The 23,700-nt window shown below is 43.5% G+C and carries 24 protein-coding genes; 4 read left to right on the forward strand and 20 right to left on the reverse strand.

The features are described from left to right. Positions 1-16: 16 nt before the first annotated feature. The 15 genes from P343_RS21305 to ezrA all read right to left on the reverse strand — a co-directional run bounded on the left by P343_RS21305 (position 17) and on the right by ezrA (position 13,966). Entirely contained in the window at positions 17-991 is a 975-nt protein-coding gene (locus P343_RS21305) for a class I SAM-dependent methyltransferase (protein WP_023508733.1), read from the reverse strand. A 473-nt stretch (positions 992-1,464) separates the two neighbouring features. Beyond that, positions 1,465-1,929 carry a GerW family sporulation protein gene (gene ytfJ, locus P343_RS21310; protein WP_023508734.1) on the reverse strand — a complete coding sequence of 155 codons (465 nt, stop codon included), beginning with the start codon at positions 1,927-1,929 and terminating at the stop codon, positions 1,465-1,467. Positions 1,930-1,933: 4 nt separating this feature from the next. Further along, complete coding sequence (locus P343_RS36290) at positions 1,934-2,524, reverse strand: DUF2953 domain-containing protein (protein WP_023508735.1); 591 nt, start codon at positions 2,522-2,524, stop codon at positions 1,934-1,936. A gap of 208 nt (positions 2,525-2,732) precedes the next feature. Continuing rightward, positions 2,733-3,404, reverse strand: a complete 672-nt coding sequence (gene hisIE, locus P343_RS21320; protein WP_023508736.1) for a bifunctional phosphoribosyl-AMP cyclohydrolase/phosphoribosyl-ATP diphosphatase HisIE — start codon at positions 3,402-3,404, stop codon at positions 2,733-2,735. Then, positions 3,401-4,159 (reverse strand): imidazole glycerol phosphate synthase subunit HisF, encoded by a 759-nt coding sequence (gene hisF / locus P343_RS21325; RefSeq protein ID WP_023508737.1) that lies wholly within the window; start codon positions 4,157-4,159, stop codon positions 3,401-3,403. The genes hisIE and hisF overlap by 4 nt, the downstream gene beginning before the upstream one ends. Further along, the gene (gene hisA, locus P343_RS21330) at positions 4,159-4,881 is read right to left on the reverse strand and encodes a 1-(5-phosphoribosyl)-5-[(5-phosphoribosylamino)methylideneamino]imidazole-4-carboxamide isomerase (protein WP_023508738.1); all 723 of its coding nucleotides are present in this window, start codon (positions 4,879-4,881) and stop codon (positions 4,159-4,161) included. Before hisA ends, hisF begins: the two co-directional genes overlap by 1 nt. Further along, positions 4,881-5,552: an imidazole glycerol phosphate synthase subunit HisH gene (gene hisH / locus P343_RS21335; protein WP_023508739.1), complete on the reverse strand. Its 672-nt coding sequence runs from the start codon at positions 5,550-5,552 to the stop codon at positions 4,881-4,883. Before hisH ends, hisA begins: the two co-directional genes overlap by 1 nt. Beyond that, positions 5,549-6,142 carry an imidazoleglycerol-phosphate dehydratase HisB gene (gene hisB / locus P343_RS21340; RefSeq protein ID WP_023508740.1) on the reverse strand — a complete coding sequence of 198 codons (594 nt, stop codon included), beginning with the start codon at positions 6,140-6,142 and terminating at the stop codon, positions 5,549-5,551. The genes hisH and hisB overlap by 4 nt, the downstream gene beginning before the upstream one ends. Next, positions 6,135-7,418, reverse strand: a complete 1,284-nt coding sequence (gene hisD / locus P343_RS21345) for a histidinol dehydrogenase (RefSeq protein ID WP_023508741.1) — start codon at positions 7,416-7,418, stop codon at positions 6,135-6,137. Before hisD ends, hisB begins: the two co-directional genes overlap by 8 nt. Next, positions 7,405-8,055, reverse strand: a complete 651-nt coding sequence (hisG, locus tag P343_RS21350; RefSeq protein WP_023508742.1) for an ATP phosphoribosyltransferase — start codon at positions 8,053-8,055, stop codon at positions 7,405-7,407. The genes hisD and hisG overlap by 14 nt, the downstream gene beginning before the upstream one ends. Further along, entirely contained in the window at positions 8,052-9,248 is a 1,197-nt protein-coding gene (locus P343_RS21355) for an ATP phosphoribosyltransferase regulatory subunit (RefSeq protein WP_023508743.1), read from the reverse strand. Before P343_RS21355 ends, hisG begins: the two co-directional genes overlap by 4 nt. 265 nt (positions 9,249-9,513) lie before the next feature. Then, positions 9,514-9,714, reverse strand: a complete 201-nt coding sequence (locus P343_RS21360; protein ID WP_023508744.1) for an alpha/beta-type small acid-soluble spore protein — start codon at positions 9,712-9,714, stop codon at positions 9,514-9,516. 101 nt (positions 9,715-9,815) lie between these two features. After that, on the reverse strand, positions 9,816-11,015 hold the full coding sequence (thiI, locus tag P343_RS21365; protein ID WP_023508745.1) for a tRNA uracil 4-sulfurtransferase ThiI: 1,200 nt from the start codon (positions 11,013-11,015) through the stop codon (positions 9,816-9,818). Between the two features lie 5 nt (positions 11,016-11,020). After that, on the reverse strand, positions 11,021-12,163 hold the full coding sequence (locus tag P343_RS21370; RefSeq protein ID WP_023508746.1) for a cysteine desulfurase family protein: 1,143 nt from the start codon (positions 12,161-12,163) through the stop codon (positions 11,021-11,023). A 114-nt stretch (positions 12,164-12,277) separates the two neighbouring features. Next, positions 12,278-13,966 (reverse strand): septation ring formation regulator EzrA, encoded by a 1,689-nt coding sequence (gene ezrA / locus P343_RS21375; RefSeq protein ID WP_023508747.1) that lies wholly within the window; start codon positions 13,964-13,966, stop codon positions 12,278-12,280. 156 nt (positions 13,967-14,122) lie between these two features. Between ezrA and P343_RS21380 the strand changes: the two genes are divergently transcribed. Further along, entirely contained in the window at positions 14,123-14,884 is a 762-nt protein-coding gene (locus P343_RS21380; protein WP_023508748.1) for a sulfite exporter TauE/SafE family protein, read from the forward strand. A gap of 2 nt (positions 14,885-14,886) precedes the next feature. On the opposite strand, the gene refZ is transcribed toward P343_RS21380, so the two are convergent. Further along, complete coding sequence (gene refZ, locus P343_RS21385) at positions 14,887-15,534, reverse strand: forespore capture DNA-binding protein RefZ (RefSeq protein ID WP_023508749.1); 648 nt, start codon at positions 15,532-15,534, stop codon at positions 14,887-14,889. Positions 15,535-15,710: 176 nt separating this feature from the next. Here refZ and P343_RS21390 point away from each other — a divergent pair, with 176 nt between their 5' ends. The 3 genes from P343_RS21390 (at position 15,711) to P343_RS21400 (ending at position 19,898) form a co-directional block, all read left to right on the forward strand. After that, the gene (locus tag P343_RS21390) at positions 15,711-16,160 is read left to right on the forward strand and encodes a GAF domain-containing protein (protein ID WP_023508750.1); all 450 of its coding nucleotides are present in this window, start codon (positions 15,711-15,713) and stop codon (positions 16,158-16,160) included. 267 nt (positions 16,161-16,427) lie between these two features. Further along, a complete protein-coding gene (rpsD, locus tag P343_RS21395; protein ID WP_023508751.1) occupies positions 16,428-17,030 on the forward strand; it encodes a 30S ribosomal protein S4 in 603 nt (200 codons plus the stop codon). Positions 17,031-17,255: 225 nt separating this feature from the next. Continuing rightward, complete coding sequence (locus P343_RS21400) at positions 17,256-19,898, forward strand: transglycosylase domain-containing protein (protein WP_023508752.1); 2,643 nt, start codon at positions 17,256-17,258, stop codon at positions 19,896-19,898. 106 nt (positions 19,899-20,004) lie between these two features. Here P343_RS21400 and ccpA read toward each other — a convergent pair whose 3' ends face one another. The 4 genes from ccpA to murC form a co-directional block, all read right to left on the reverse strand. After that, positions 20,005-21,003 carry a catabolite control protein A gene (gene ccpA / locus P343_RS21405; protein WP_023508753.1) on the reverse strand — a complete coding sequence of 333 codons (999 nt, stop codon included), beginning with the start codon at positions 21,001-21,003 and terminating at the stop codon, positions 20,005-20,007. A gap of 247 nt (positions 21,004-21,250) precedes the next feature. Then, on the reverse strand, positions 21,251-21,538 hold the full coding sequence (locus P343_RS0118435; RefSeq protein WP_031263557.1) for a YtxH domain-containing protein: 288 nt from the start codon (positions 21,536-21,538) through the stop codon (positions 21,251-21,253). 15 nt (positions 21,539-21,553) lie between these two features. Next, a complete protein-coding gene (locus tag P343_RS0118440) occupies positions 21,554-21,982 on the reverse strand; it encodes a DUF948 domain-containing protein (RefSeq protein WP_031263558.1) in 429 nt (142 codons plus the stop codon). 366 nt (positions 21,983-22,348) lie between these two features. Next, the gene (gene murC / locus P343_RS21410) at positions 22,349-23,671 is read right to left on the reverse strand and encodes a UDP-N-acetylmuramate--L-alanine ligase (RefSeq protein WP_023508754.1); all 1,323 of its coding nucleotides are present in this window, start codon (positions 23,669-23,671) and stop codon (positions 22,349-22,351) included. Positions 23,672-23,700: the final 29 nt, after the last annotated feature.

The raw sequence follows: 23,700 nt of genomic DNA on the forward strand, positions 1-23,700 counted from the left end.
TCACCCTCTCGTCTTCTTAAACCGAACGGTGCAAAAACCAATGATCTAGCTGCTGCATGAACTTGCGCATCTTCACTTCATTAGAGAAGTCAGGCATTTCCGCGAGAAGCGCCTGTTTGGCAAGCGTCGAAGTTCCGGACTTCTTCTGCATCAATAAGATGCTTTTCGCCTGATCCGCCTTTTTAAAAAGTGATGCGGGGAGCTGGATCAACGCGAGAATGGTGGCATTTTTTTGAACAAAATCATGAAAAACATGCCCCTGATCATCTGAAAACAGATGGTTAGGAACCAGTGAAAGCAAATATCCCCCGGTTTTCAGTTTGCGCAATCCTTGCTCAACAAATAAAAAATGTGTCAACGGACTTTTAGTGACGTCCTTAAGTACATAAGTGCTTGCCGAATCCTGATCAGGATATAGGCCGACAGGAATGTCACAGACGACAAAATCAACAGGCTCTGTCAGTATTGGTTTCAACCCATCTTGATGAAATAATTGAATATCCTTTTGCTGCAAATTGGCGTTTGCTGCTGCCAGCCTAATCAGGAGCGGATCCGCGTCTATCCCGAATGCAAGAATATCATCGGTTTCTGCCTGATTCATGATTCCGGTCAGCAGATTGCCCATGCCAACCGCTGGATCAAGAACGGAAAAAGACTGTTTTCCCGCAAGCATTGCCACCATGTGTCCCATCAGAAGTACCAACGTGTCCGGCGTCAGTTCATGATTTGGCTGTGGGGATGCTTTCATCCCTTTCAAGGCTGCGAGTTGCAGCGCACGCCTTACATCTTCAGCCGTCATCCTTTGACTATAAAAACGGTCAAAAAGCGGTTTTAGTTTATCTTTCAATGCTTCTTCTTGAACCCCGTCTTGAACCAATCCTTCTGCTGCAATACATAATGCGGTCAGATAGTCTGTCTCATTTTGTTTTTTTGTGAAAAGAGCGGATTGATCAATAATTGAAAAGAGTTCACTGACTATTGTTGTCTGCAAATCGATTTCCCCCAAGCTTATGAAGCGCTTACATTGTATATTATACAGCTAAGCTGAAAAGATTACCTGCTTACTAGAAATGAGCGTACACTCATGGAAGCATCCATTGTGTGAATATGAGAGCTATGTATAGATGTCAGATACAGAATATCCAACTTTTTTAAAGCAGATACCTGAACACGATAAGGTTGTCTTATTTTTTGTTGTTCTCCATTGACTTTCATGCTTCCCACTCACTCCTTACATCACTATAGCTTAATTTACCAAGCAGAGCAATTGTCACACAAAAGCGATAAATTACATGAAAAGCCCTATAGTGTTATACGTAAAAATCTGTGATTCGTTTCATTTCTTATGATAAATAAACGAATAAACCTTCCGTTTCTATTATAGATTAATGAATGGCTGTGGTCGCATAGTGATGAATTTAGGCATAAAAAAAATCGGAATGAACGCTCCATTCCGATTTTTTATTAAAACTCTTCTTCCTGCCATTCACCGCGCCGTTTTTTTCTTTTTTGAGAACTGCCGGATCCACCGCTTTTTTCAAGAACATCTTTTATTTTTTCAATGGTTTGCGGTGCCAGATCAATCAACCGCTCATAGAGATGTGTATTGTTGTCCAGATGAATGGTTTTAACTCCTTCATGCCCGATAATTAAGAATGCGATTGGTGTGATGGAAACACCGCCGCCGGTTCCGCCGCCAAATGGCAGATACGCTTCCGTGTCTTCACTTTGCTCTTCATCAGGATTTTCATTCTTCGTATTAAATTCACTTCCGCCGGCAACAAAACCAAAACCCACTTTGGACAGCGTAATGATTGTATGCCCGTCTTCTGTTTCAATCGGATCTCCAACAATCGTGCCCACATCCACCATGGATTGCAAGCTCTCCAGCGCTGTTTTCATCAAGCCTTGTATTGGATGATCTGCCATAGGCTTACCCTTCTTTCCATTGGCCTCTGATTTTCTTGATCATAGCTATAGCGTCTCCGATTCTGATATGAAACATGCATGACAAATTTGAGCTCAAGCACTTTCTCTGAAAGAAGGGCACTACATTGATTCTTGGTTTGTCATCACAAAAAGGTCCGATCCATGGCATGACCGATGCTTTCACGGACCAAAGGACCCCGCAAAGAATTGCGGTTTCCGAGGCATCACCCGTACCACAGGTGGTAATCCAAGCTAAGTCGCTGATCCTGACATGATCGGACACATGCAATGAACGCAGCAGTGTGATTGCTTTTCTTGATTGATCAGACCAGTTGTCTGTAGTGGATCGCATATCCCGTTCTTCCCTCATGTCATCCTTCGTCGCTGATGGTTCTTTTCTTTTATTTAATTGCTCTGGTTCGGATTGATAAGCCCACACTTTTTTGTTCCACAAATATACTGTCACGTGAATTTCTAAATGCCGTGCGCTAATCAGGCACTTTATACGCAACGTCAACGTGCTTCTCAGGATTAAATAAATTAAAAAGACGATAAATAGTAAAATGAATCCCGACAAGATGATGAACAGGAGCACGGCCAATTCTCCTTTAACCAAAATTTACTCTATTTAGAATCTGTACGAAAAGGAGGACAAAGGATAGGAAAGATCTTTTCTCTGTTAGCAGAAGATCGTCTTAAGTTTTTTAGGGCTTTTCGAACACACTTTTTTAGTATCAGGTAAATTCGCCCATATAATGCAAAAAACCCGAGAGGATAAATCCTCTCGGGTAAGAATGTTACGTTTATTCAACATCCTTTGCTTTTTCGCGTTGGAATTCACTCTTGTCACGGTGTCTTTTCTCAAGCACCTTGAGCACTCGGTCAAATCCAACGTTTTGTTCACGCAGCATCACAAGCGTGTGATAGATTACATCTGAGACTTCCCATTCCAGCTCAGCAACCGAATGATTTTTGGCTGCAATAATAACTTCTGAAGTTTCCTCGCCAATTTTCTTCAAAATTTTGTCTAAGCCTTCATTAAACAAATATGTGGTATATGTGTCTTCCGGACGTTCTGCTTCACGTTTTGCGATAACATGCTCAAGTTCTGCCAGAATGCCATAACGGTCATTTCCTGCCGCCGCTGCCTCCTGCTTATCACTTTTTTCCGGAACGAAGCAGCTGTATTTGCCCGTGTGGCAAGCAGGTCCGGCAGGATCCACTTTGACTAAAAGTGTATCTGAATCACAGTCAATCGCCCAATCCACAATCGTTTGTGTATTGCCGGAAGTTGCGCCTTTATGCCACAATTCCTGCCGTGAACGACTGAAGAACCACGTCTCACCTGTCTCCAGTGATTTTTCAATTGATTCTTTATTCATATACGCCATCATCAAAATTTCCTTGCTTTGGGCGTCTTGAACGATTGCAGGTATTAAACCTTTTTCATCAAATTTTAACGATTCCAAATTCATCGTATTGCCACTCCTTTTTGTTTTAAAAACGATTTAACATTTGCGACTGATGTCTCTTTATAGTGGAAAATTGAGGCAGCAAGTGCAGCATCCGCTTTACCCATTTGAAATGCGTCTAAGAAATCCGATGCCTTGCCGGCGCCACCAGAAGCGATGACCGGTACATCAACGGCTTCACTAATTTTCTGCGTCAAATTCAATTCGAATCCGCTTTTCTCTCCATCTTGATCCATACTCGTAAGCAGAATTTCACCGGCGCCAAGTGCAACAGCTCTTTTTGCCCATTCGATGGCATCCCAAGAGGTTGCCCTTTGTCCGCCATGTGTATAAACCTGATATGTACCTGTCTCGGGATTCCATTTGGCATCAATCGCACACACGATACACTGGCATCCAAAAAAATCCGCTCCGGCTGTGATCAGATCTGGGTTAGCTATTGCGGAACTATTCAATGATATTTTATCTGCGCCTGCGCGTAGCAAGGTTTTTATATTATCAAGAGATTGAATACCGCCGCCGACAGTAAATGGAATATTCAGCTTGGCTGCCACTTCTCTGACAACCTCAACCATCGTGTTTCGGCCTTCGCTAGAAGCTGAAATATCAAGAAAAACGAGTTCATCTGCACCCTCGCTATTATAATACATCGCGAGCTCGACCGGGTCACCAGCATCGCGCAGCTGTACAAATTGCTTTCCCTTAACTACGCGCCCTTCTTTAACATCAAGGCATGGAATAATACGTTTTGCTAGCATTAGTTTTTCACCGCCTTCATGACATCGCCAAGTGAAATTTGCTTGGTATAAAGTGCTTTGCCGATAATTGCGCCGCTGACACGCTTGTTATTCACTAGCTTCTGCACTTCATCAAATGTTGTGACACCGCCGGATACGACAACGGGCTTACCGATTTCATCTGCCAGCTGTTCTGCTCCAGATACATTCGCTCCTTTTAGCGCGCCGTCTCTGGAAATATCCGTATAGATGAAATGTTCGGCACCCTCGATAATCAGTTGTTTCGCGAGTTCCGCTGCGCTCATATCCGAAACTTCAAGCCAGCCCCGAACAGCGACCTTTCCGTCCTTCACATCAAGTCCGATCGCGATTGAATCGGGATAACGTTGGAGCGCAAGTCGGCAGAATTCCGGATCGCTGATTGCAGAGCTGCCCAGGATGACCCGCTTGATTCCTTGATTGAGGTAACTTTCGACAATTTCAATTGTACGGATGCCTCCGCCGACTTCAATATTGATCGGAACCTCCGCCGCTATTCTGGCAATCAGTTCCTGATTTACAGGATGACCCGCCTTCGCACCATCAAGATCCACAACATGAATCCACTCAGCGCCTTGTTCATAGAAGGAGCGGGCAATGTCAACAGGAGCATCGCCATAAACCGTCGATTGATCATAATCACCTTGAAAAAGACGAACGCACTTGCCGTCAATTAAATCAATTGCCGGATAAACTGTGAACATCAGCTCCCCACCTTCCCGCTTTGCTGATTTTGGATCAATAAATCACTATTTTGCTTTACAAGTTGCAAATAGTTTTTTAACAGCGCTTCGCCAAATAAACCGCTCTTCTCTGGGTGAAACTGAGCACCGAAGACATTTTGTTTTCCAACGACAGCAGGCACTTGTCCATAGTAATCTGCTGCCGCAATCAATGTTGCCGGCTCTTCGAGATCCGCATAGTAGGAATGCACAAAGTAAGCAAAGCCAGGTTCCAGTCCCTTCAATAATGGGGATTCGGGTGTGATAAATTCTAATGTATTCCATCCCATATGCGGCACTTTATAACGAGCACCATCATCAGAAATACCCGAAAAGCGAATAACGCGTCCCGGAATTAAGCCTAATCCTTTAGTCAGACTGCCTTCCTCGCTCTCATCAAACAGCAATTGCATGCCGAGGCAAATACCGAGCAGAGGCTTTGTTTCCGCAAATTTTCTGAGAAATTCGTTCAAATGCTTTTCATTCAATAAACCCATCGCATCCTTGAACGCTCCCACTCCTGGAAGAATTAATCCGTCCGCTTTTTCAAGCACACTTGGCTCATCACTAATGAAGTATGGTTGCTCAAGTCTTTTCAACGCTTGGCTCAAGCTGTACAGGTTGCCCATGCCATAATCTACAATTCCGATCATCCCAGTATTCCTTTCGTCGACAGAACCCCTTGAATTCTTGGATTTTCAACAGTCGCCGCGTCAAGGGCGCGTCCGAGCGCTTTAAATACCGACTCAATCATATGATGAGTATTTTCTCCGTAACGGACATTGACGTGAAGATTCATCTGCGCCTCAATTGACAATTTATCTAGAAATTCTTTAACCAGCTCTGTATCGAAAGTTCCTACTTTTTGAGAAGGAAACTGACCATGAAAAACAAAGTAAGGCCGTCCGCTTAAGTCAATGGCAACATCAGAAAGAGCTTCGTCCATTGGTACAACAGCATATCCATAGCGATTAATCCCTTTTTTATCGCCAATTGCTTGTCGGATCACTTTGCCCAGGCAAATGGCGATATCTTCTGTTGTGTGGTGATCATCCACGTCCGTATCTCCATGCGCTTCTACATCAAGATTGAAAAGGCCGTGCTTTGTAAAAAGAGTCAGCATGTGAGTCAGAAACGGTACACCCGTCTCAAGATGTGATTCTCCATCGCCATCGATCGTAAATTTAAGTTTGATTTGAGTTTCAAAAGTATCGCGTTCCACATAGCCGGTTCGTTTATCCATGAATCACCGCACCTTTCATACGTTTTTCAACAGCACGGGCGTGGCCTTCAAGCCCTTCGAATCGTGCAAATGCGGCGATTGCCTGTCCATTAGCCTGCAGCGCTGCATCACTGTATTCGATAATGCTGGAGCGTTTAACAAAGCTTTCTACGCCAAGCGGGCTTGCATAACGCGCTGATCCGTTTGTCGGGATGATGTGGTTAGGTCCGGCAAAATAATCGCCTACCGGTTCCGAACTGTATTTTCCAAGGAAGATAGCGCCTGCGTGTCTGATTAGAGGAAGAAGCGCATAAGGATCTTTTGTTGCAAGTTCGAGATGTTCAGGAGCTATTTGATTGATTGCCTCCGCAGCCTCATTACTATTAGCCGCAAGAACAATTTTTCCCGCACTCTGCACTGAAGCAGATGCAATATCGGCACGCGGCAAATCCGCTAATTGTTTTTCAATTTCTTGTTCTACCTGCTCACCAAAAGTTTGCGAAGTCGTGACAAGTACCGGCATAGAGAGCCGATCATGTTCCGCCTGTGACAGCAAATCGGCTGCAATCCAAGCGGCATTTGCCGTTTCATCAGCAACAACAGCGATTTCGCTTGGTCCAGCAAGGCTGTCAATAGCGACGTCTCCGAAGACATGCTTTTTCGCAAGCATGACATAGAGATTTCCAGGCCCTGCAATTTTATCAACCGGTAAGATTGTTTCTGTTCCATAGGCTAATGCAGCAATTGCCTGAGCACCGCCTACCTGGTAAATTTCTCTTATGCCAATTTCACGTGCTGCAGCAAGCACGCCATCCGCGATCAAGCCGTTTTTTTGTGGAGGAGATACGAGCACGACCCGGTTCACTCCAGCCACTAACGCCGGGATGGCTCCCATCAGCACAGATGACGGGTAGCAAGCCGTACCGCCCGGAACATAGACACCAACCGAATCAAGTGGAGTCACTTTCTGTCCAAGAACAACACCATGTTCAACCGTTTCCGTCCATGATTGTGGTATTTGTTTTTCATGAAAAGCGCGGATATTCTGCGCTGATTGCTTGATCGCCGCTAAGACCGGTTCCGGAACTCGAGCAGCCGCCTCGCTCATGTCCGCTTCAGTCACACGAATTGATTCAAGATCAATGCGGTCAAATTGTTTCGTGTACGCCTTGAGTGCTTTGTCACCGTTTGCTTTCACCGTTTCAATAATCGCTGCGACCGATTTTTGGGCCTCTTCTTTGGCTTCAACTTTTCTTTTCTTTAGAAAATCAAAATTGCCATCTTTAATCCATTCCAACCTTTGTCCCCTCCGTCGCCTTGATCATTTTTTCTACAATCTGATCAATCAATGTTTTTTTCAGCCGATAACTAACCGGGTTCACAATCAGCCTTGAGCTGATATCAAGCAGTCTGTCAAATTCAACAAGCCCGTTTTCTTTAAGAGTCTGACCTGTTGAAACAATATCAACAATTGCATCGGCAAGGCCGACAATCGGTGCGAGTTCGATTGATCCGTTCAAAGCGATCAGATCAACCTGTTCACCGCGGCGTCGATAAAAATCAGAAGCAATGTTCGGATATTTTGTAGCGATTTTAAGAAAAGGATTGCGGCTCTGGTGCTGAGGCAATCCGGCAACCGCCATATGGCATTTGCTAATCCCGAGATCAACCATTTCGTAAACATCTCTTCCGCTTTCCAAAAGTACATCCTTGCCGGCAATACCCAGATCTGCCGCTCCATACTCTACATAAGTTGGCACGTCAACCGGTTTAGCCAGGATAAAGCGGAACGGTTCGGAATCCAAGTCGAGAATTAATTTTCGTGTCGTCTCAAAGGTCTCAGGTAGCTGAAAACCCGCATTTCTTAAAAGCCTGCAGGCGTCACCGAAAATACGTCCTTTAGGCATGGCTATTGTTATAACCGATTTATTCATTCTGATGTCTCCGTTCTCTCCAAGAAATAATTGACCGCTTCGAATTGCTGCTCAAACGTTTCAGGATTATCGATTCCGTCTGCGTGTTGAAGCACAACCGCGTGGCCTTTCTCTCTTTCAGATGCGGCAAATCGCATCGCTTTTCCCGCATTCTCACGATTATAAATTACAGCTCTTTTGTGTTGCGCGTTTCGATCGATCGGTGTTTTTATCGCACTCATCAAACGATCAAGACGAATACCGAATCCAGTCGCCGGACATGGCCGATTGAACTTGGCAAGCAAGTCATCATAACGTCCACCGCTCGCAACTGGAAAACCGAGATTGCCTCCAAATCCTTGGAAAACGAATCCGGTGTAGTAGCTAAGATGAGGGACAAGCGTGATATCTAAGTCAATCTGTCCTTCAAGATGATCCATTTTCAGTAAATGAACCAGCTCTATAATATTTCGATAATACGAGTGAACCGGTGTCGCCGAACCTGACACTACGGTTTTCAAGAATTCCAGCGTTTCATCATTGTTCATTCTTCGCGAATCGACAAAGGTATTTAATTGTCTTGCCACATCTGAAGGCAAGCCAAGAGTGGCGACATATTCATGGAAGCCAACATCATTTTTATTATAGAGAAGGTTGCGAAGCCTTTCGACAACGTTTTTATCCTTAACAATATCATAAAAAAAGGCATTCACGAACCCGACATGACCAACTGCAAGCCTTACCGATTCTAATCCACTTTTCTCTAGTAGGCTCATCATCAGCGAAATCACTTCAACATCCGCATACGGCGTTGCATCACCGATTAATTCAGCACCAGTTTGTTCAAATTCGCTTGGATGTCCGCCCTCCTTACGCTGGCTCCGATATAGATCAGCGGTATAGGCAAGTCTCAGGGGCAGCGGTGCTTGCCTCAAACTTGAAGCTGCAATCCGTGCAATCGGTGTCGTCATATCGGGACGCAGAACAACAGGGTGTCCTTCAGCATCCAAAAATTTAAACAAACGATGATCGGCGATCGCTGAAGCGCGACCGATTGTCTCTGCATATTCCAAAGCCGGTGTTTTGATAAAATCATAACCCCAGCGTTGTAATTCGCGTTGAAAAATCATCTCTAATCGGGAAATTTCCTGTTGAGCTTGGGGCAAGGTGTCCCTCAACCCAAGAGGCTTTTCAAACATATATGGCTGTGACATAACTGGTCTCCTTCTCGCAGTTTCTCTCTTTCAGAGCGTTCAACAAGGGCACCTAAAACGGTCCTTCTTTATGAACTGACTCTTTAATTTATTATTTATGAAGATCATTGAAAAAGAAATCTCCAAACCGCTTTATCTCGTTAGCATAGTAAAGTATGTAATGTGTATTTTAGTGGAAAAGTCCTGATAAGTCAATAGGTTCTTGTTTCATTTCATACAAGTAAAAAGGACGGCCGCAGCCGTCCTTTAAACGATCGTTTTTAGATTAGAATTTCCCACCAAGTTGCTGCTGTGCAGTCGCAACGAGACGCTTCGTAATTTCACCACCAACAGAACCGTTGGCGCGCGAAGTCGTATCAGGACCAAGCTGTACACCGAATTCGGAAGCAATTTCCGTCTTCATCTGTTCAAGTGCTTTTTCAGCACCAGGAACGAGAATCTGATTTGAACTATTATTATCAGCCATGTTTCTCACCTCCTTGTGCCATTATGATGTGCAGTGTCTATTTTCTGCATGCACAAGGAGTTATGGTAATTATTTCAATTACTCTTCATCTTTCGAGAACATTATAATAGGCTGCTAAATGCATCTTCATTCGTATCGGCATCGATAACCATTGTTTCAATGCCTTGAACAGCTTCATCAACCAATTCATTAATAGCCAGCTTACGTTCGAAGCGTTCGGCATGTAGCCGATCCGGACGTGTTCTCGGCGCTTTCGGCAGAAAAATCGTACAACAGTCTTCATAAGGGCGAATTGAGATATCATAAGTGTCAATTTGTTTCGCAATCTGTGCGATATCAATCTTGTCCATCGTAATCAACGGACGAAGCACCGGCAGATTCGTCACCGAATTGATGGTATTCATGCTCTCGAGAGTCTGGCTTGCAACCTGACCTAAGCTTTCGCCGGTTGCAAGCGCTAATGCGCCGCGCTGAAGTGCAGCCTTCTCAGCAATTCGGAACATTAGTCGTCTCATAATCGTAATCCGATAATCCTCAGGTACCGCATCACGGATTGCAACCTGAGCATTTGTAAAAGGCACAAGATGAAGGACAAACTTGCCGCCAAAGCCCCTTAATTTCTTCGACAAATCAATGACTTTCTGCTTCGCGCGATCACTTGTGTACGGAGGACTCTGAAAATGGATAGCTTCGATCAGCGCGCCACGCCTGGCAACCAGATAAGCAGCGACTGGACTGTCAATTCCTCCTGACAGTAAAAGCATGACTTTGCCGCTTGTGCCGACCGGCAATCCGCCGGCCCCCTTGACTTCTCGTCCATAGATGCGTGCTTCATGATACCCGACTTCTACACGAATCAGCAAATCAGGGTGATGCACATCAACTTTGAGCCAATCACATTGATTCAGTACAGCGCCGCCAAGTTCCTGATTCAATTCATTTCCATGAATCGGGTAACGCTTATCTTTGCGCCTTGCCGCAATTTTAAAAGTCTTGGCTCCGTTTTCCTGATTTGCAACACGCAAAACGCCTTCGCGAATTTGTTCAAGATCCGTGCCAACCTTAATTGCCGGTGAGATGTTCTGTATACCAAACACGCGTTGCATAACCGCAAGGACATCCGCAGAATCCTCACCATTCAATTTTATTTCCAAATCGTCAAAATGACGTTTGATTTCCAATTGAGGAAATCCGCGAAGTTTCTCGCGGACATCATCTTCGAGTTTAACGACAAATTGTTTCTTATTTTTTCCCTTCAGGGTGATTTCCCCGAAACGTACCACTAAATAGTCATAGATCACTCATTTCACCTCATTACAATCTTTAACTGGCCAACTTTGTCGGCAAGTGTCGCAAGAAAAATATCAATATCTTCTTCTGTTGTTTCGTAAGCCATGCTGATGCGTATTGCCTGTTCGGCCTCTTCCGGTGAGATGCCCATAGCGGTCAGTATGCCGCTTGCACCATTTTCCTTTGATGAACATGCTGATTTTGTGGAGACGTAGATCTCATCTTTTTCTAGAGCATGAACAAGTACTTCTGATTTAATACCGCGAAGCGAAACGTTAACAATATGTGGTGCCGAAAGCTGTTCAGGTGTATGGACAGAAGCACCATTAATTTGTTTCAGCCCCTCAAACAGTTTGCTCTGAAGGGCCGCCAAATGACGGATTCCCTCTTTTTCATGTTCGAGTGTCAGGCGCAGTGCTTTGACCATGCCACATATTCCCGGTAAGTTTTCAGTACCTGAGCGCAGCTGATGTTCCTGACCGCCCCCTGCAAATAACGGCGACAGCAATGTACCTTTGCGAACATATAATAAGCCTGTCCCCTTCGGTCCATGAAACTTGTGTCCGGAAATCGTGCACAAATCGATCCCGCTTGTTTTAAGCTCAAGTGGAACCTTAGCCATGCCCTGAACATGATCGACATGAAAAATGGTTTTTGGTTTTTGACTGAGAAACGCGCCAATTTCCGCAATCGGCTGGATTGTTCCTACTTCATTATTCACATGCATGACAGAAACGAGAATCGTGTCATCCCTGTAGGCCTTTTTAAATTGATCAAAGGAGATCCGACCCTCGCTGTCAACCGGAAGATAGGTCACTTCAAATCCCAGTTCTTCCAACTGTTCAAATGCATGCCCGGCGGAAGCATGTTCAATAGAAGTCGTGATCAAATGCTTCCCCCGGTTTTTATAGGCGAACACCGCGCCTTTTACTGCCAGATTATTGCCTTCCGTTCCACCCGAAGTAAACACGATCTCACTTGGATCGACATGAAGCAGTGAAGCAGCCTGGTCACGCGAACGGGCCAGAAGCGCTTCACTTTTTCCGCCAAGGCTGTGCAGGGATGATGGATTGGCAAAATATTGTTCAGAAACTGTACGGTATGTGTCCATTACCTCTGCGTACGGTTTTGTTGTCGCACTGTTATCCAAATAAATCATAAAAAAAATAAATCTCCTTTCTGAAATTCTAGAACAAATCAGCAAACAACCTTTTTATTTCATTAGTGCCCACCTTGGATGAATCTTAACACGAGTACATGACGATGTCACCGCTCAAGCTTCTCGCCCTTGATATAATTCCTCACGTTTTAAAATCTTCGGCTCTTTTTTTTCAATGGCAAGCACAGCTGTCTCGACCGCGGCCTGATAATCGTAATTTCTAAAGTATTGCTCAGCTTTTTTTAACGCCTGATCAATATCCTGATAGTCTGTCCGATAGCGATTTCCATATTGAATCATTTCTTCAGCAAAACTTGCGGTTTCAACAAGCTTTTCCGCTTGATGGTAAACATTGTTGATATCATCAGCCGCTTGTGCCAGCAACATTTGAACATTTGACATATTCAATGGCTTTTCATCAAGCTTTTGATACACGGATTTAAGCTGCTCTCCAGCCTGCTGCAGCGCTCCGGTAAATGAACCAGGTACACCCGGTAAATTGCTTTTCTGAATCGTTCGTTTGGTTTCAAAAAGCTGCCGCTTTAATTTCTGAATCTGGTCACGCGCATCCATTTCATCCTTACGGAGTGTCTTTATTTTTTCGCTGAACTCATCAGCAAGGGTCTCCATATCCTGCAACTCCGATTGCAGGGCTTCTAGTTTTTCATAAATGGAACTAAATGGTTCTTGATGATCATCAACCTGGGTTTCAGTAAAAGCTTTTTCCAACCTTTGAAAAGTTTTTCCTAAATCATGCTGCATTTTCAGATCTTCCGAGCTTATATGATAGCTGTCACGGATGGTTGCCGTTTCACTATCCAGTTCATCTATTTTTCCGCTGACACGCTCAAGCTTCTCTTCAAATTTTGGTGTCATATCCTGAAACTGCTTGCGGCTGGCTACTTCTTTTTCCAATTGCGCATACAGCCAATCAAGTTGATCGTGGACACCTTTAAGACCGTCTCTCGCTTCGTCCAGTTCCAAACTGCTTACAGCGGTTTCCATCAACTGACAATGTTTCTCCATCTCTTCAAGCTGAGACTTAAGTTGTAGGTGCTCAAGCTGATAGCCCTGTTCTGTCATTTCTTGTTCACCCTGAAGGAGCTCTTTAAACTGATCAGGAATAGTCTTATGCAGGTCCTTATACAGTTCAGGTACTGCCTTAATCTGATCCTGGAGCTGATCCGCGGATTGCTTCACACCCAGAAGTATTTGACGGGCGTCTAAGTAGTTGCCGCTCTCCGTTTCTGTTCCATAATTCTTTAATTGATCCTCTATTTTTTGCACTGATTGTTCAAGTGAGGGAAGTGTCTGATGGAATTGGCTTCTTTTCGTGATGATATCTTTCTTAATTTGATGAAAGACTTCTTTTATCGCTGTCACATCTTCACGGTTTTTCGTTTCGCTCTCCACGACTGTGTTCAGTTCACTCAAGATTTCCTCAATGCGCATTTCAATAGTAGCCATTTTTTTATTGGCTTCTTTGATCAGAAGATCAGCCTTATGGAAACGATACTTTTCCGTGAATTCTTCTGCTTTGAACAGAGATTCCTCAATTTGCGGTAAAGACTGGGTCACAATCGTGTCCCAATCCTTATGCCATTTATCAAATTTTGTTTCTGTATCTCCCGCCATATTCAATTTTTTTACTTTTGACAGTTCCTTAGCTACCGGACGATTGATCAGATCCACTCTCCGTGCTTCTGAACGATCAATTTCAGCGAATGTTCTTTTTCGCATCCAGGTGCCATAGGCAACAATAAGAATAATAAGCAAAATCAGACCAACCAACACATAGAGCATACAGAATTTCCCCCATTCTCACATGGAACGCACTCATACTTGTATTGTCTATATTGTATCAAAATAAAGTGATTTGAGGTCAATAAAAAACAGAATCTGTCGATTTTTATATGATATAATCAGTACATCTTTTTTAATTGGTTGGGTGGCTGTGACATGCATACAATTCTTACCGATTTTTTTCTAATGGCTGCTGGCTTCTGCTCCGGTTTTATTGACGCAGTTGTCGGAGGAGGAGGACTAATCTCCACACCCGCTCTGCTCTCGATCGGTCTTCCCCCTCAGATTGCTTTAGGCACAAATAAACTCGCCAGCTCTACGGGATCGCTGACGAGCACACTTACTTTTATACAATCTGGAAAAATCAATCTCCGGTTGACGACAAAGTTGTTTCCCCTTTCATTCATTGGATCGGCATGCGGTGTCCTGCTTGTCCATTTTCTGTCTCCTGAGGTATTGCGTCCACTGATCCTGTTTCTTCTGATTGCCGTCACGATCTACACCATAGCAAAAAAAGATTGGGGCTCTACTTCGCTCTATTCTAATTTGAACATGAAAACAATTCTCTGGTTTTTCCCACTTATTTTTATTATCGGTTTCTATGACGGATTTCTTGGACCAGGAACCGGATCCTTTCTGATTTTCTCATTCCTGACGATTGGCTTTGATTTTGTTCGTGCAGCAGGAAATGCTAAGCTCCTCAATTTTGGAAGTAACATCGCAGGCTTGCTTACTTTCGCCGCGCTCGGTTATGTTAACTATGGACTAGGATTAATTATGGCTGTCGCGCTCATCGTCGGTTCATGGTGCGGCGCAAAATTCGCGATTAAGCATGGTTCTTCCTATGTAAAAGTATTTTTTGTCGTGATCACCGTTTTATTAATTGGAAAAAATGTGTACAGCTACTTCTTCCGATAATCTTATTTTTGGTTCTGACATCCTTTGGTTACCTGATCAGCCCAATCACGAATATAGCGCACGTATTGCGTGCAAAAAGACGGCTCGCTCGGTTGCATGAAAAATACTTTTCTTAAATATTGCGGCTGGAGAAACGGCATAATGACCATATCACGATATTGAATGATGGCAAATTCGATCTGCACCGGATTTAAATTTCTGCCGTCAAATACCTTTTTAAATACACGTTCCAGTAAAAACTTTTCTTTCATCAAATAACTGGACATTAATTCTCGTACGAGCTGATTGTCTAAGGTCATTTCCCGATGGACAAAGCGTGAAAGGTAAAAGTAGCGTTGCTGGTAACGGATAAGTTGTTCGGCAATCACAGCCAATTGATCTGCAGCGGAAGCCTGCCTGGCTGTCTCATGCTGCGCGTCTTCCAAGGTTGCTAGATAGCCTTCGAAAAAGCTCGCCATTAAGTATTCCAGCAAGCCTTGCTTCCCACCGAAATAGTAAGAAACAAGCGCGATGTTAACCCCTGCATCTGAAGCTATGGCACGGACAGAGGTTCCGTCATAGCCGCCCATATTAAACAACTTTAACGCGGAGTGAACAACTGCATCTTTTGATCTTTTTCCACTTGCCGGATTCGCAACTTTGGTCGGCATCTCGTACATCCCCTTTCATCGCTAGCCATAACTAGATTTAATTGTTGATTCTCTTACTATAAACGTTCTGCTTAAATGACGTCTACCCTCTAAAAACCTTTCGACATACTTGCTGAAAAATCCGATGCATTCTGCTAAAATTAGAGTACATTCATTAATAATCGGGGTGGAAACAAATGAATTCTGTCAATAAAACACGAATTCAAGTGCTTGAATCATTAATAAAAGATGAATCAAACCGTATTGCAAATCTTGCCAACGCTTCTGCGTGGCTAAATGAATGCCTCGATACAATAAATTGGGTCGGCTTTTATTTGCTTGAAGATAACGAACTCGTTCTCGGTCCATTCCAGGGAAAGACGGCTTGTGTACGGATTGCAATGGGAAAAGGGGTCTGTGGAACAGCGGCCCAAGAAAAAGAGATTCTCCGTGTTCCGGATGTACATGAATTTCCTGGGCATATTGCCTGCGATGCCGCATCACGCTCGGAAATTGTCGTCCCACTCATTAAAGAAGGTGCGTTGATCGGTGTTTTGGATATTGACAGCCCGGTTTGCGATCGCTTCTCGGAAGATGATCAGCAGTTTTTGGAGGCTTTCGCTGAAACCCTTGTCACTTATTTATAAGCTTGACAATGCGCCTGTGGTAAGGGTATAATTGCCTTCGTGTAAAATGAGGCAGCGCTGGAAGAGTCCAAAGCCTTTCTATTTTGTTCCTCTTCATTGCAAGAGGTGTACTGCGTAACCTAGACTGCCTGGGCGAAGGTGCAAGATAGCAAAATAACTTTGGGAAAGCTTGCAGAGGTGTCATTTTATACCACGCAGAGTTTGTTCCATAGAAAGCTCGCTCTCTATGGACACTCTCGAATAAAATGACGAAGGAGGAGTCATTATATGGCTCGCTATACTGGTCCGGTTTGGAAGAAATCACGCCGTCTGGGCATTTCACTCAGCGGTACAGGAAAAGAACTTGAGAGGCGTCCGTACGTTCCCGGCCAACATGGTCCGACGCAACGTATTAAGTTATCCGAATACGGCCGTCAACAACAGGAAAAACAGAAGCTGCGTTTTATGTATGGTCTGAATGAACGCCAATTCCGCCGCACATTTGATGATGCTGCGAAAATGAAGGGCGTTCACGGTGAAAACTTCATGGTTCTGCTTGAATCCCGTCTCGATAACCTTGTTTATCGCCTGGGTCTCGCAAGAACACGCAGACAATCACGTCAGCTTGTCAATCATGGACATATTACCGTTAACGGCAAACGCGTGGATATCCCTTCTTACCGCGTAAAACCAGGTGAAACGATCGGTGTCCGTGAAAAGTCACGCAATCTCGTGATTATCAAGGACGCTCTTGAAACGAATACATTCGTTCCAGAATACTTGACTTTTGACGAAAAAACTCTGGATGGCACATTTAACAGACTTCCAGAACGCTCTGAACTCCCTGCGGAGATTACGGAAGCAATGATCGTCGAATTCTATTCAAAATAATAGAAATTGTTGTAAGGAACCTTGCGGACTTAGTCGGCAAGGTTCTTTTTTAAATTTTTTTTCAATACTGTCGCACATAATGTCCATACGTTCGTTTTTTCTTTTCAACCTCTGTGATTTACGCTAATATAATAAGAAGCTTTAATTAAATTTTTCTGACTGTTACATGCTATAAAGGTCTTTTCAATAAGAGACAGATGACAAACTTTAAGAGGAGATTTGCGAATGCATGCCCCATTAAAAAGCTTTTCCGATTTTTTCGACCGGTTGGCGGAAAAATGGGCTTCAAGCTCAGTAATTCGAACAATCCATTCGATAACAGGAGTAATTTGGAATTCTTTATTACTTACCTTAGCAATCTTAGTTATCGGATTATTCTTTGCAGCCGGTACGGTTTCCGGTTATTTCGCGGCACTCGTCCGCGACCAACCTGTACTTAGTTATAAAACGCTGAATCATGACATCAACAATTACTCCGAAAGCAGTGTCAGCTACTTTGCCGGCAAGATCCCCATCGGCAATATGAACAGCGATCTCGTCCGGACAAAGACAAAATTGAAAGACATGTCTCCATATTTGATTCATGCAGTTGTAGCTACGGAAGACGAACTGTTCTATCAACATCATGGTGTAGTGCCTAAGGCAGTCATACGTGCGAGTATGGAAGAGCTGCTGAATAAACCGCAGGTTACAGGCGGCAGTTCCATCACCCAGCAACTCGTAAAAAACCAAATACTGACCAATGAAGTCTCTCTCGAACGAAAATTTAAAGAGATTCTTCTTGCTCTTCGCCTCGAACGCTTCTTTACGAAGGATCAGATTCTCGAATCCTACCTGAATATGGCTTCATTTGGTCGAGATGCATCTGGTAAAAATGTGGCAGGAGCGTCAACAGCTGCTGAAGGCATTTTCGGTGTCAAAGCGGATAAGCTCTCGCTTGCTCAAGCTGCATTCATCGCCGGACTCCCGAAAAATCCATTTACGTATTCTCCATTCCAAAATCATGGCGGTCTGAAAAAAGACCTGTCCGCCGGTATCAATCGTGCACACACCGTGCTGAAACGCATGTATGCTGTCGGATATATTAATAAAACTCAACTGGACTCCGCGATGAAGTACGATTATAAAAAGCACTTTGCAAAACCGGAGAAATCAATAAACAGCGATTATCCTTATCTAATGAAAGAAGTGCAGAATCGTTCAACAGTCATCCTCGCCAAGCAGATGGCTCAGAAACAAGGGTACAGCAGTGACAAACTGTATACGGATTATTTAAATTACAAGAAGATGGTGTACGAACACAATAATAATATTTATAGAGAAAAATCCCTGCAAGAAATCGCAAAAATACATAAATATGATTTCTCTGCGGTACAGAAGCATTATTCTCTTTTTAATGAGTTTATGAAGAATGCGGCAATAGATCTTGAAAATGGAGGTTATAGGATCTATACCACCATCAATAAACCAATCTATGATGATATGACATCGTTCGCTCAAAATTATTCAGGTTATAGCCCGGATCAATATGCACGTAATAAAGATGGGCAAATCCTGGAAGTGAAAAACAGCAAGACCGGAAAAATGGAAAAGGTGAAAGATCCGATGCAGGTTGGATCAATATTAATCGAAAATAAAACCGGACGTATCATCAGTTTTGTCGGAGGCCGCGGTTTCGGTACCTCTGAATTGAATTATGCGACTGAGGTAACGCGGCAAAATGGATCAACAATGAAACCACTGCTCGTCTATGCTCCTGCGATGGAACTCGACTTAATTCAACCCGGATCAATTTTACCCGATCTCCCTTATAAACGGATTGTCAATGGCCAAGTCTATGAACCGACAGACTACGGATCAACGTCAAGCAGCAAACTCTTCCATGGGTTCGAAACCGCTCGTGCCGCTCTTGCAGCTTCTCACAATGTCCCGGCGGTCAGCGTCTTCACACGACTTAATAATACGACAAATAGCGCCCCGGATTATTTAAGGAAGATGGGCATCACTTCTCTCGTCGGATCCGATGGATATAATGTTTCAGCTGCGCTTGGCGGTATAACACGCGGAATCACCATTGAGGAAAATACCAATGCGTACACAACTTTTGCCAACAACGGATCCTTTGTCGATGCTTACATGATTGATAAAATCACTGATAGTACGGGTAAATTGATTTATCAGCATAAAGTACAACCAGTTCGCGTTTTCTCGGAACAAACCAACTATCTGATGCTCGACATGATGCGCGATGTGTTTAAATACGGCACAGGAGCTGCTCTGCCAGGGATGCTTCATTTTTCAGCAGACTGGGCGGGAAAAACCGGAACCTCGCAAGATTGGCGTGATTCATGGCTTGTCGCATCCAATCCAAACATCACCATGGGCGTCTGGAATGGATACGCACATAATCAGCGACTGAATCAGCATACTTATTCTACTCAAACCAAACAGTTATGGGCAGGGTTTGCGAATAGCGCCTATGATGTGGATCCTGACCTGATGGCACCAAAAGAACATTTCTCACAACCGCAGGGTATTGAAAAAACAACATACTGCGGCTTAACGGACGGGAAGCCGACAGCATATTGCAAGGCTGCAGGTTTTGAAGAAACCGACTTAATGAATGTGAAATACCTTCCTAAAGAAGCTCAAGAAGTGCTTGAACCCTTAAATGGGCAGCCGCAATCGGATCAATCGGTCGCTCAGCAAGGGCAACCAGACCAGAATAATCAAAATCAACAGCCCAATGAACAGCAGCCTGCGGATAACAGTCTCTTCAGAATCAACCCTGATTTTATGAAATCCCATTTTCCTTTTACCGATTTAAATGCAGCCAACCCAGATTTACTTGGCAAGATCCGTCCTTAAATCAACAAGACCATTATTGACTATAGCAAAAAAAATCCCCCATTTGAGATTAAGATAAATTCTCGAATGGGGGATTTCTTTATTCAATCTATAATAATTTCAATAATTATTTTGTCGACTTTCTGTCATCAATACGGTGAGGCAGAACGACCGTAATGCTTTCCACTTTCTCATTATTCATCAGTTTCGTGAGGAGGCGCATCGCTACTGCACCAATATCATAGGTCGGTTCTGCAATACTTGTGAGTGTTGGGCGGACCATTTGCACAAGGCGTGTATTTTCGCTGCTGACGACTTCAATATCATCTGGTACGCTTAATCCTTCATCCTGTATTTCATGGATGGTTCCAATTGCCATTTCATCAGAATCGACAAAAATAGCCGTTGGCTTTATTTCTTGGCTCAGGAATTGAGCAGCGGCTTCCTTACCGGATTCATAAGTATAGTCTCCTTCAGTTACCAGAGACTCTTCAAACGGCAATTGATGGGCTTCAAGTGCCTTCTTATAGCCATTCAGTTTATATTTTCCATTAATTGGCACATCAACTGGGCCGTTAATAAAGCCAATGCGACGGTTGCCTGATTCAATCAATTTTGAGATCACTTCAAAAACTGCTTGTTCATAATCAATATTTACCGAAGGAATTTCATGCTGCTCATCAACTGTCGAGGCCAAAACAACCGGTACTGAGGATTGTTTAAATTCCTCAATATGCTCCTGATCGATTTTACCGCCCATGAATACGATGCCATCAACTTGTTTTCCAAGGAGTGTCTGAATTAACCGGATCTCCTTGTCCTTATTTTGATCAGAGTTGCACAAAATGATGTTGTACTTGTACATCGTTGCAATGTCTTCAATGCCGCGCGCTAATTCTGAAAAATAGACACTTGAAATATCCGGAATAATAACTCCGACTGTCGTTGTTTTTTTGCTTGCCAAACCGCGTGCGACAGCATTTGGACGATAACCAAGCCGTTTTATTGCTTCAGATACCTTTTTCCGTGTTGTCGGTTTTACATTTGGATTGCCATTAACTACCCGAGAAACGGTAGCCATTGAAACACCAGCTTCTCTGGCTACGTCGTATATCGTTGCGCTCAATGCTCATACCTCCTCATAAATCCACCAAGTTTTCTATAGTCAGCCTGAACCCCAGTTCACGCTCTATAACGTTTTCATTTTATTGTAACTCAAATATGCATCAAACGCCTTGATGCCTACTCTAAATACTAACAAATTCTGACTGGATTCGCTATGTTTTTTTATTCAGGCTGAAAAAAACAAGGATTACTGAGAGCGCATGCCGAAACATATTCGGAATGGGCAGAGCACAGAGGCAGCCATGCAATCAGTAATCCTTTGGGATCGGGATCATTTGTTCCTTGTCATCTAGAGTCTCTTTCTTGGCAGAAGAGATTCTCTGAGTCAAATCAATCGACTTTTGCTTTGCCGTTTGAATAAAATCAGACCCTTTTCCTTTTAGTGAAATGCTTTCCTGCTGCAGATTCTTCAGAACCTTTTTTCCGGTCGGAGCCGCAAGCAGATAAATCGTTAGCGCACCAAGTGCGCCGCCGATCATAAGACCTGATAAGAAAGCCATTCCTTTGCCAACGGAATAATCCTCGTTCTGTCCCATGAAAAAGCCCCCCTCTTATTTCTCTTGATTAGACTGACGGGTGCTTTGCCACCGGTGCATGAGGTCGATTGCTGCCTTACCCCATTGGAGCGTCTGGGCAATCTTGCCGGAATGCTCGATACCTTTATTCTCAATACTCGAAGTTACTCTTTTGAAAGAATCATTAACCGAGCCAAGTGATTGGCCAAATCCTTCAATTGCATCAAAAATACTGTTCAGGCTTTTTGATTTTCTTTGAATATCGACAGCCAGCAAATTCGTCCGATGCAGAAGCTCAGTTGTTTCTTCATTCAACCCTTTCATCTGTTCCTGAACGTTTTCAAGTGTCGAAGCCACGTCATCCATAGTCTTTTGCGCGGAACGCAAGGTTTGTGACAAAAAATAAACAAGTACGGCAAAGGCAATAGCAATGATTGCAACTGCCAAATAAAGGATAATGATCACCGTAAATCCTCCCTTTCAATCGATTCTGTATTAGTTTGATGAATCTTCGCATTTCTATACCTATTGTGTGATCGAAATCTTAAATCCCTTGTCCACTTCTTATCTTAACATTTAAAAATGTTAAAGAAAAACTTGGCGAAGCAAATCCTTTGGATGCCGGTTGAACTTCCACAGGATGTGGTGACTTCGTTGTTGTTTCAAGGACGTACTTCCACATAACGTGGTGGCTTCACCATTGCTCACAGGATGTGAGCGTATTTTGTTGAAGTGCTTAGTCGAAGTTCCTTATTCGTTTTTCTTATACTAAACACCGCTGATCTTTTCTCTTTGATACATTCTTATTTGTATAAAAAAAGGCGAAAGGAATCACATTGTAGATGATTCCAATGCCTGTTTATATGCATTCTGATACTTTTGAATATCTCCGGCACCCATGAAAAGCAAGACGCTATGTTTATACTGCTTCAAGTCTTCGATATTAGTGTTGTGCAAAATCTTGGAAGCGTTGATTCGATCCTGAAGATCATGGATCGAAAGTTTTCCGCTTTTCTCACGTGCAGACCCAAAGATATCGCATAGGTATACCTCATCGGCCGTATCAAGTGCTTCGGCAAACTCATCCATAAACGTCATCGTTCTGGAATACGTATGCGGTTGGAAGATGGCAATGATTTTGCGATCCGGATATTTTTCGCGGGCAGCCTGAATGGTCACCCGAATTTCAGTCGGATGATGGGCGTAGTCGTCAATCATTACTTGATCCCTAAGTTCAAGCTTTGTTTCGGAGAAGCGGCGTTTCACACCATGAAACTGCATCAATCGCTCTTTCACCAGTTCGATCGGCACATTCATATAGTTGCAGAAAGAGATCACGCCAAGCGCGTTCAGTACATTATGATTGCCATAACCGGTAATTTTGAAGTGTCCGTAAAAATCGTTTCGTAAATATACATCAAATTCAGTTCCTGAATCGTCCGACAAAAATGTCACATTTCTTGCCTGAAAATCATTTTCTTCGTTAAATCCATAATAAATAATCGGTACATTTGATTTGATCATCTGCAGCTGCTCATTATCGCCGCAAGCAAAAACCGCTTTTTTTACTTTGAGCGCCAGTTCTTGAAAAGCGCTGAAGACATCCTCGAGATCTTTGTAATAATCCGAATGGTCAAATTCGATATTTGTAATAAGGCAATAATCCGGGTCCGAATGCAGAAAATGCCGTTTGTATTCGCAAGATTCCCAAATAAAGTACTTACCTTTATCGTTACCGGAACCCGTTCCGTCTCCGATTAAATACGAAGTAGGAGCGAATGCTTCAAATACAAAAGAAAGGAGTCCGGTTGTCGACGTTTTACCATGTGTCCCTGTGACGGCAACGCTTGTATAGTTCATCGCCAAATCACCAAGGAAATCATAATACCGGTAAACAGGAACGCCGATTTCTTTCGCCTTGACAATCTCTTCATGTTCATCCGGAAATGCATTTCCGGCAATCACAATTTCTTCTGATGTAATGTTATCTTTAGTAAAAGGCAATATTGTAATATTCTTGTCTTCCAATGCTTGCTGAGTAAAAAAACGTTTGTCATAATCAGAGCCCTGCACGTCATGATGCAGATCTTGAAGAATTTGAGCCAATGCGCTCATTCCTGTACCTTTTATGCCAACAAAATGGTATTTCACCATACAATGACCTCCATATAATGCTTCGTGCA

The sequence above is a fragment of the Sporolactobacillus laevolacticus DSM 442 genome (assembly GCF_000497245.1).
Classification (GTDB): domain Bacteria; phylum Bacillota; class Bacilli; order Bacillales; family Sporolactobacillaceae; genus Sporolactobacillus; species Sporolactobacillus laevolacticus.

What these genes read in the sequence shown, in the direction of transcription:
- ytfJ (WP_023508734.1), bottom strand. Translation starts at nt 1,929, where the DNA reads ATGGCAGATCATCCAATACAAGGCTTGATGAAAACAGCGCTGGAGAGC.
- hisIE (WP_023508736.1), bottom strand. Translation starts at nt 3,404, where the DNA reads ATGAATTTGGAATCGTTAAAATTTGATGAAAAAGGTTTAATACCTGCA.
- hisF (WP_023508737.1), bottom strand. Translation starts at nt 4,159, where the DNA reads ATGCTAGCAAAACGTATTATTCCATGCCTTGATGTTAAAGAAGGGCGC.
- hisA (WP_023508738.1), bottom strand. Translation starts at nt 4,881, where the DNA reads ATGTTCACAGTTTATCCGGCAATTGATTTAATTGACGGCAAGTGCGTT.
- hisH (WP_023508739.1), bottom strand. Translation starts at nt 5,552, where the DNA reads ATGATCGGAATTGTAGATTATGGCATGGGCAACCTGTACAGCTTGAGC.
- hisB (WP_023508740.1), bottom strand. Translation starts at nt 6,142, where the DNA reads ATGGATAAACGAACCGGCTATGTGGAACGCGATACTTTTGAAACTCAA.
- hisG (WP_023508742.1), bottom strand. Translation starts at nt 8,055, where the DNA reads ATGAATAAATCGGTTATAACAATAGCCATGCCTAAAGGACGTATTTTC.
- P343_RS21355 (WP_023508743.1), bottom strand. Translation starts at nt 9,248, where the DNA reads ATGTCACAGCCATATATGTTTGAAAAGCCTCTTGGGTTGAGGGACACC.
- P343_RS21360 (WP_023508744.1), bottom strand. Translation starts at nt 9,714, where the DNA reads ATGGCTGATAATAATAGTTCAAATCAGATTCTCGTTCCTGGTGCTGAA.
- P343_RS21370 (WP_023508746.1), bottom strand. Translation starts at nt 12,163, where the DNA reads ATGATTTATTTGGATAACAGTGCGACAACAAAACCGTACGCAGAGGTA.
- ezrA (WP_023508747.1), bottom strand. Translation starts at nt 13,966, where the DNA reads ATGCTCTATGTGTTGGTTGGTCTGATTTTGCTTATTATTCTTATTGTT.
- P343_RS21380 (WP_023508748.1), top strand. Translation starts at nt 14,123, where the DNA reads ATGCATACAATTCTTACCGATTTTTTTCTAATGGCTGCTGGCTTCTGC.
- refZ (WP_023508749.1), bottom strand. Translation starts at nt 15,534, where the DNA reads ATGCCGACCAAAGTTGCGAATCCGGCAAGTGGAAAAAGATCAAAAGAT.
- P343_RS21390 (WP_023508750.1), top strand. Translation starts at nt 15,711, where the DNA reads ATGAATTCTGTCAATAAAACACGAATTCAAGTGCTTGAATCATTAATA.
- rpsD (WP_023508751.1), top strand. Translation starts at nt 16,428, where the DNA reads ATGGCTCGCTATACTGGTCCGGTTTGGAAGAAATCACGCCGTCTGGGC.
- P343_RS21400 (WP_023508752.1), top strand. Translation starts at nt 17,256, where the DNA reads ATGCATGCCCCATTAAAAAGCTTTTCCGATTTTTTCGACCGGTTGGCG.
- P343_RS0118435 (WP_031263557.1), bottom strand. Translation starts at nt 21,538, where the DNA reads ATGGGACAGAACGAGGATTATTCCGTTGGCAAAGGAATGGCTTTCTTA.
- murC (WP_023508754.1), bottom strand. Translation starts at nt 23,671, where the DNA reads ATGGTGAAATACCATTTTGTTGGCATAAAAGGTACAGGAATGAGCGCA.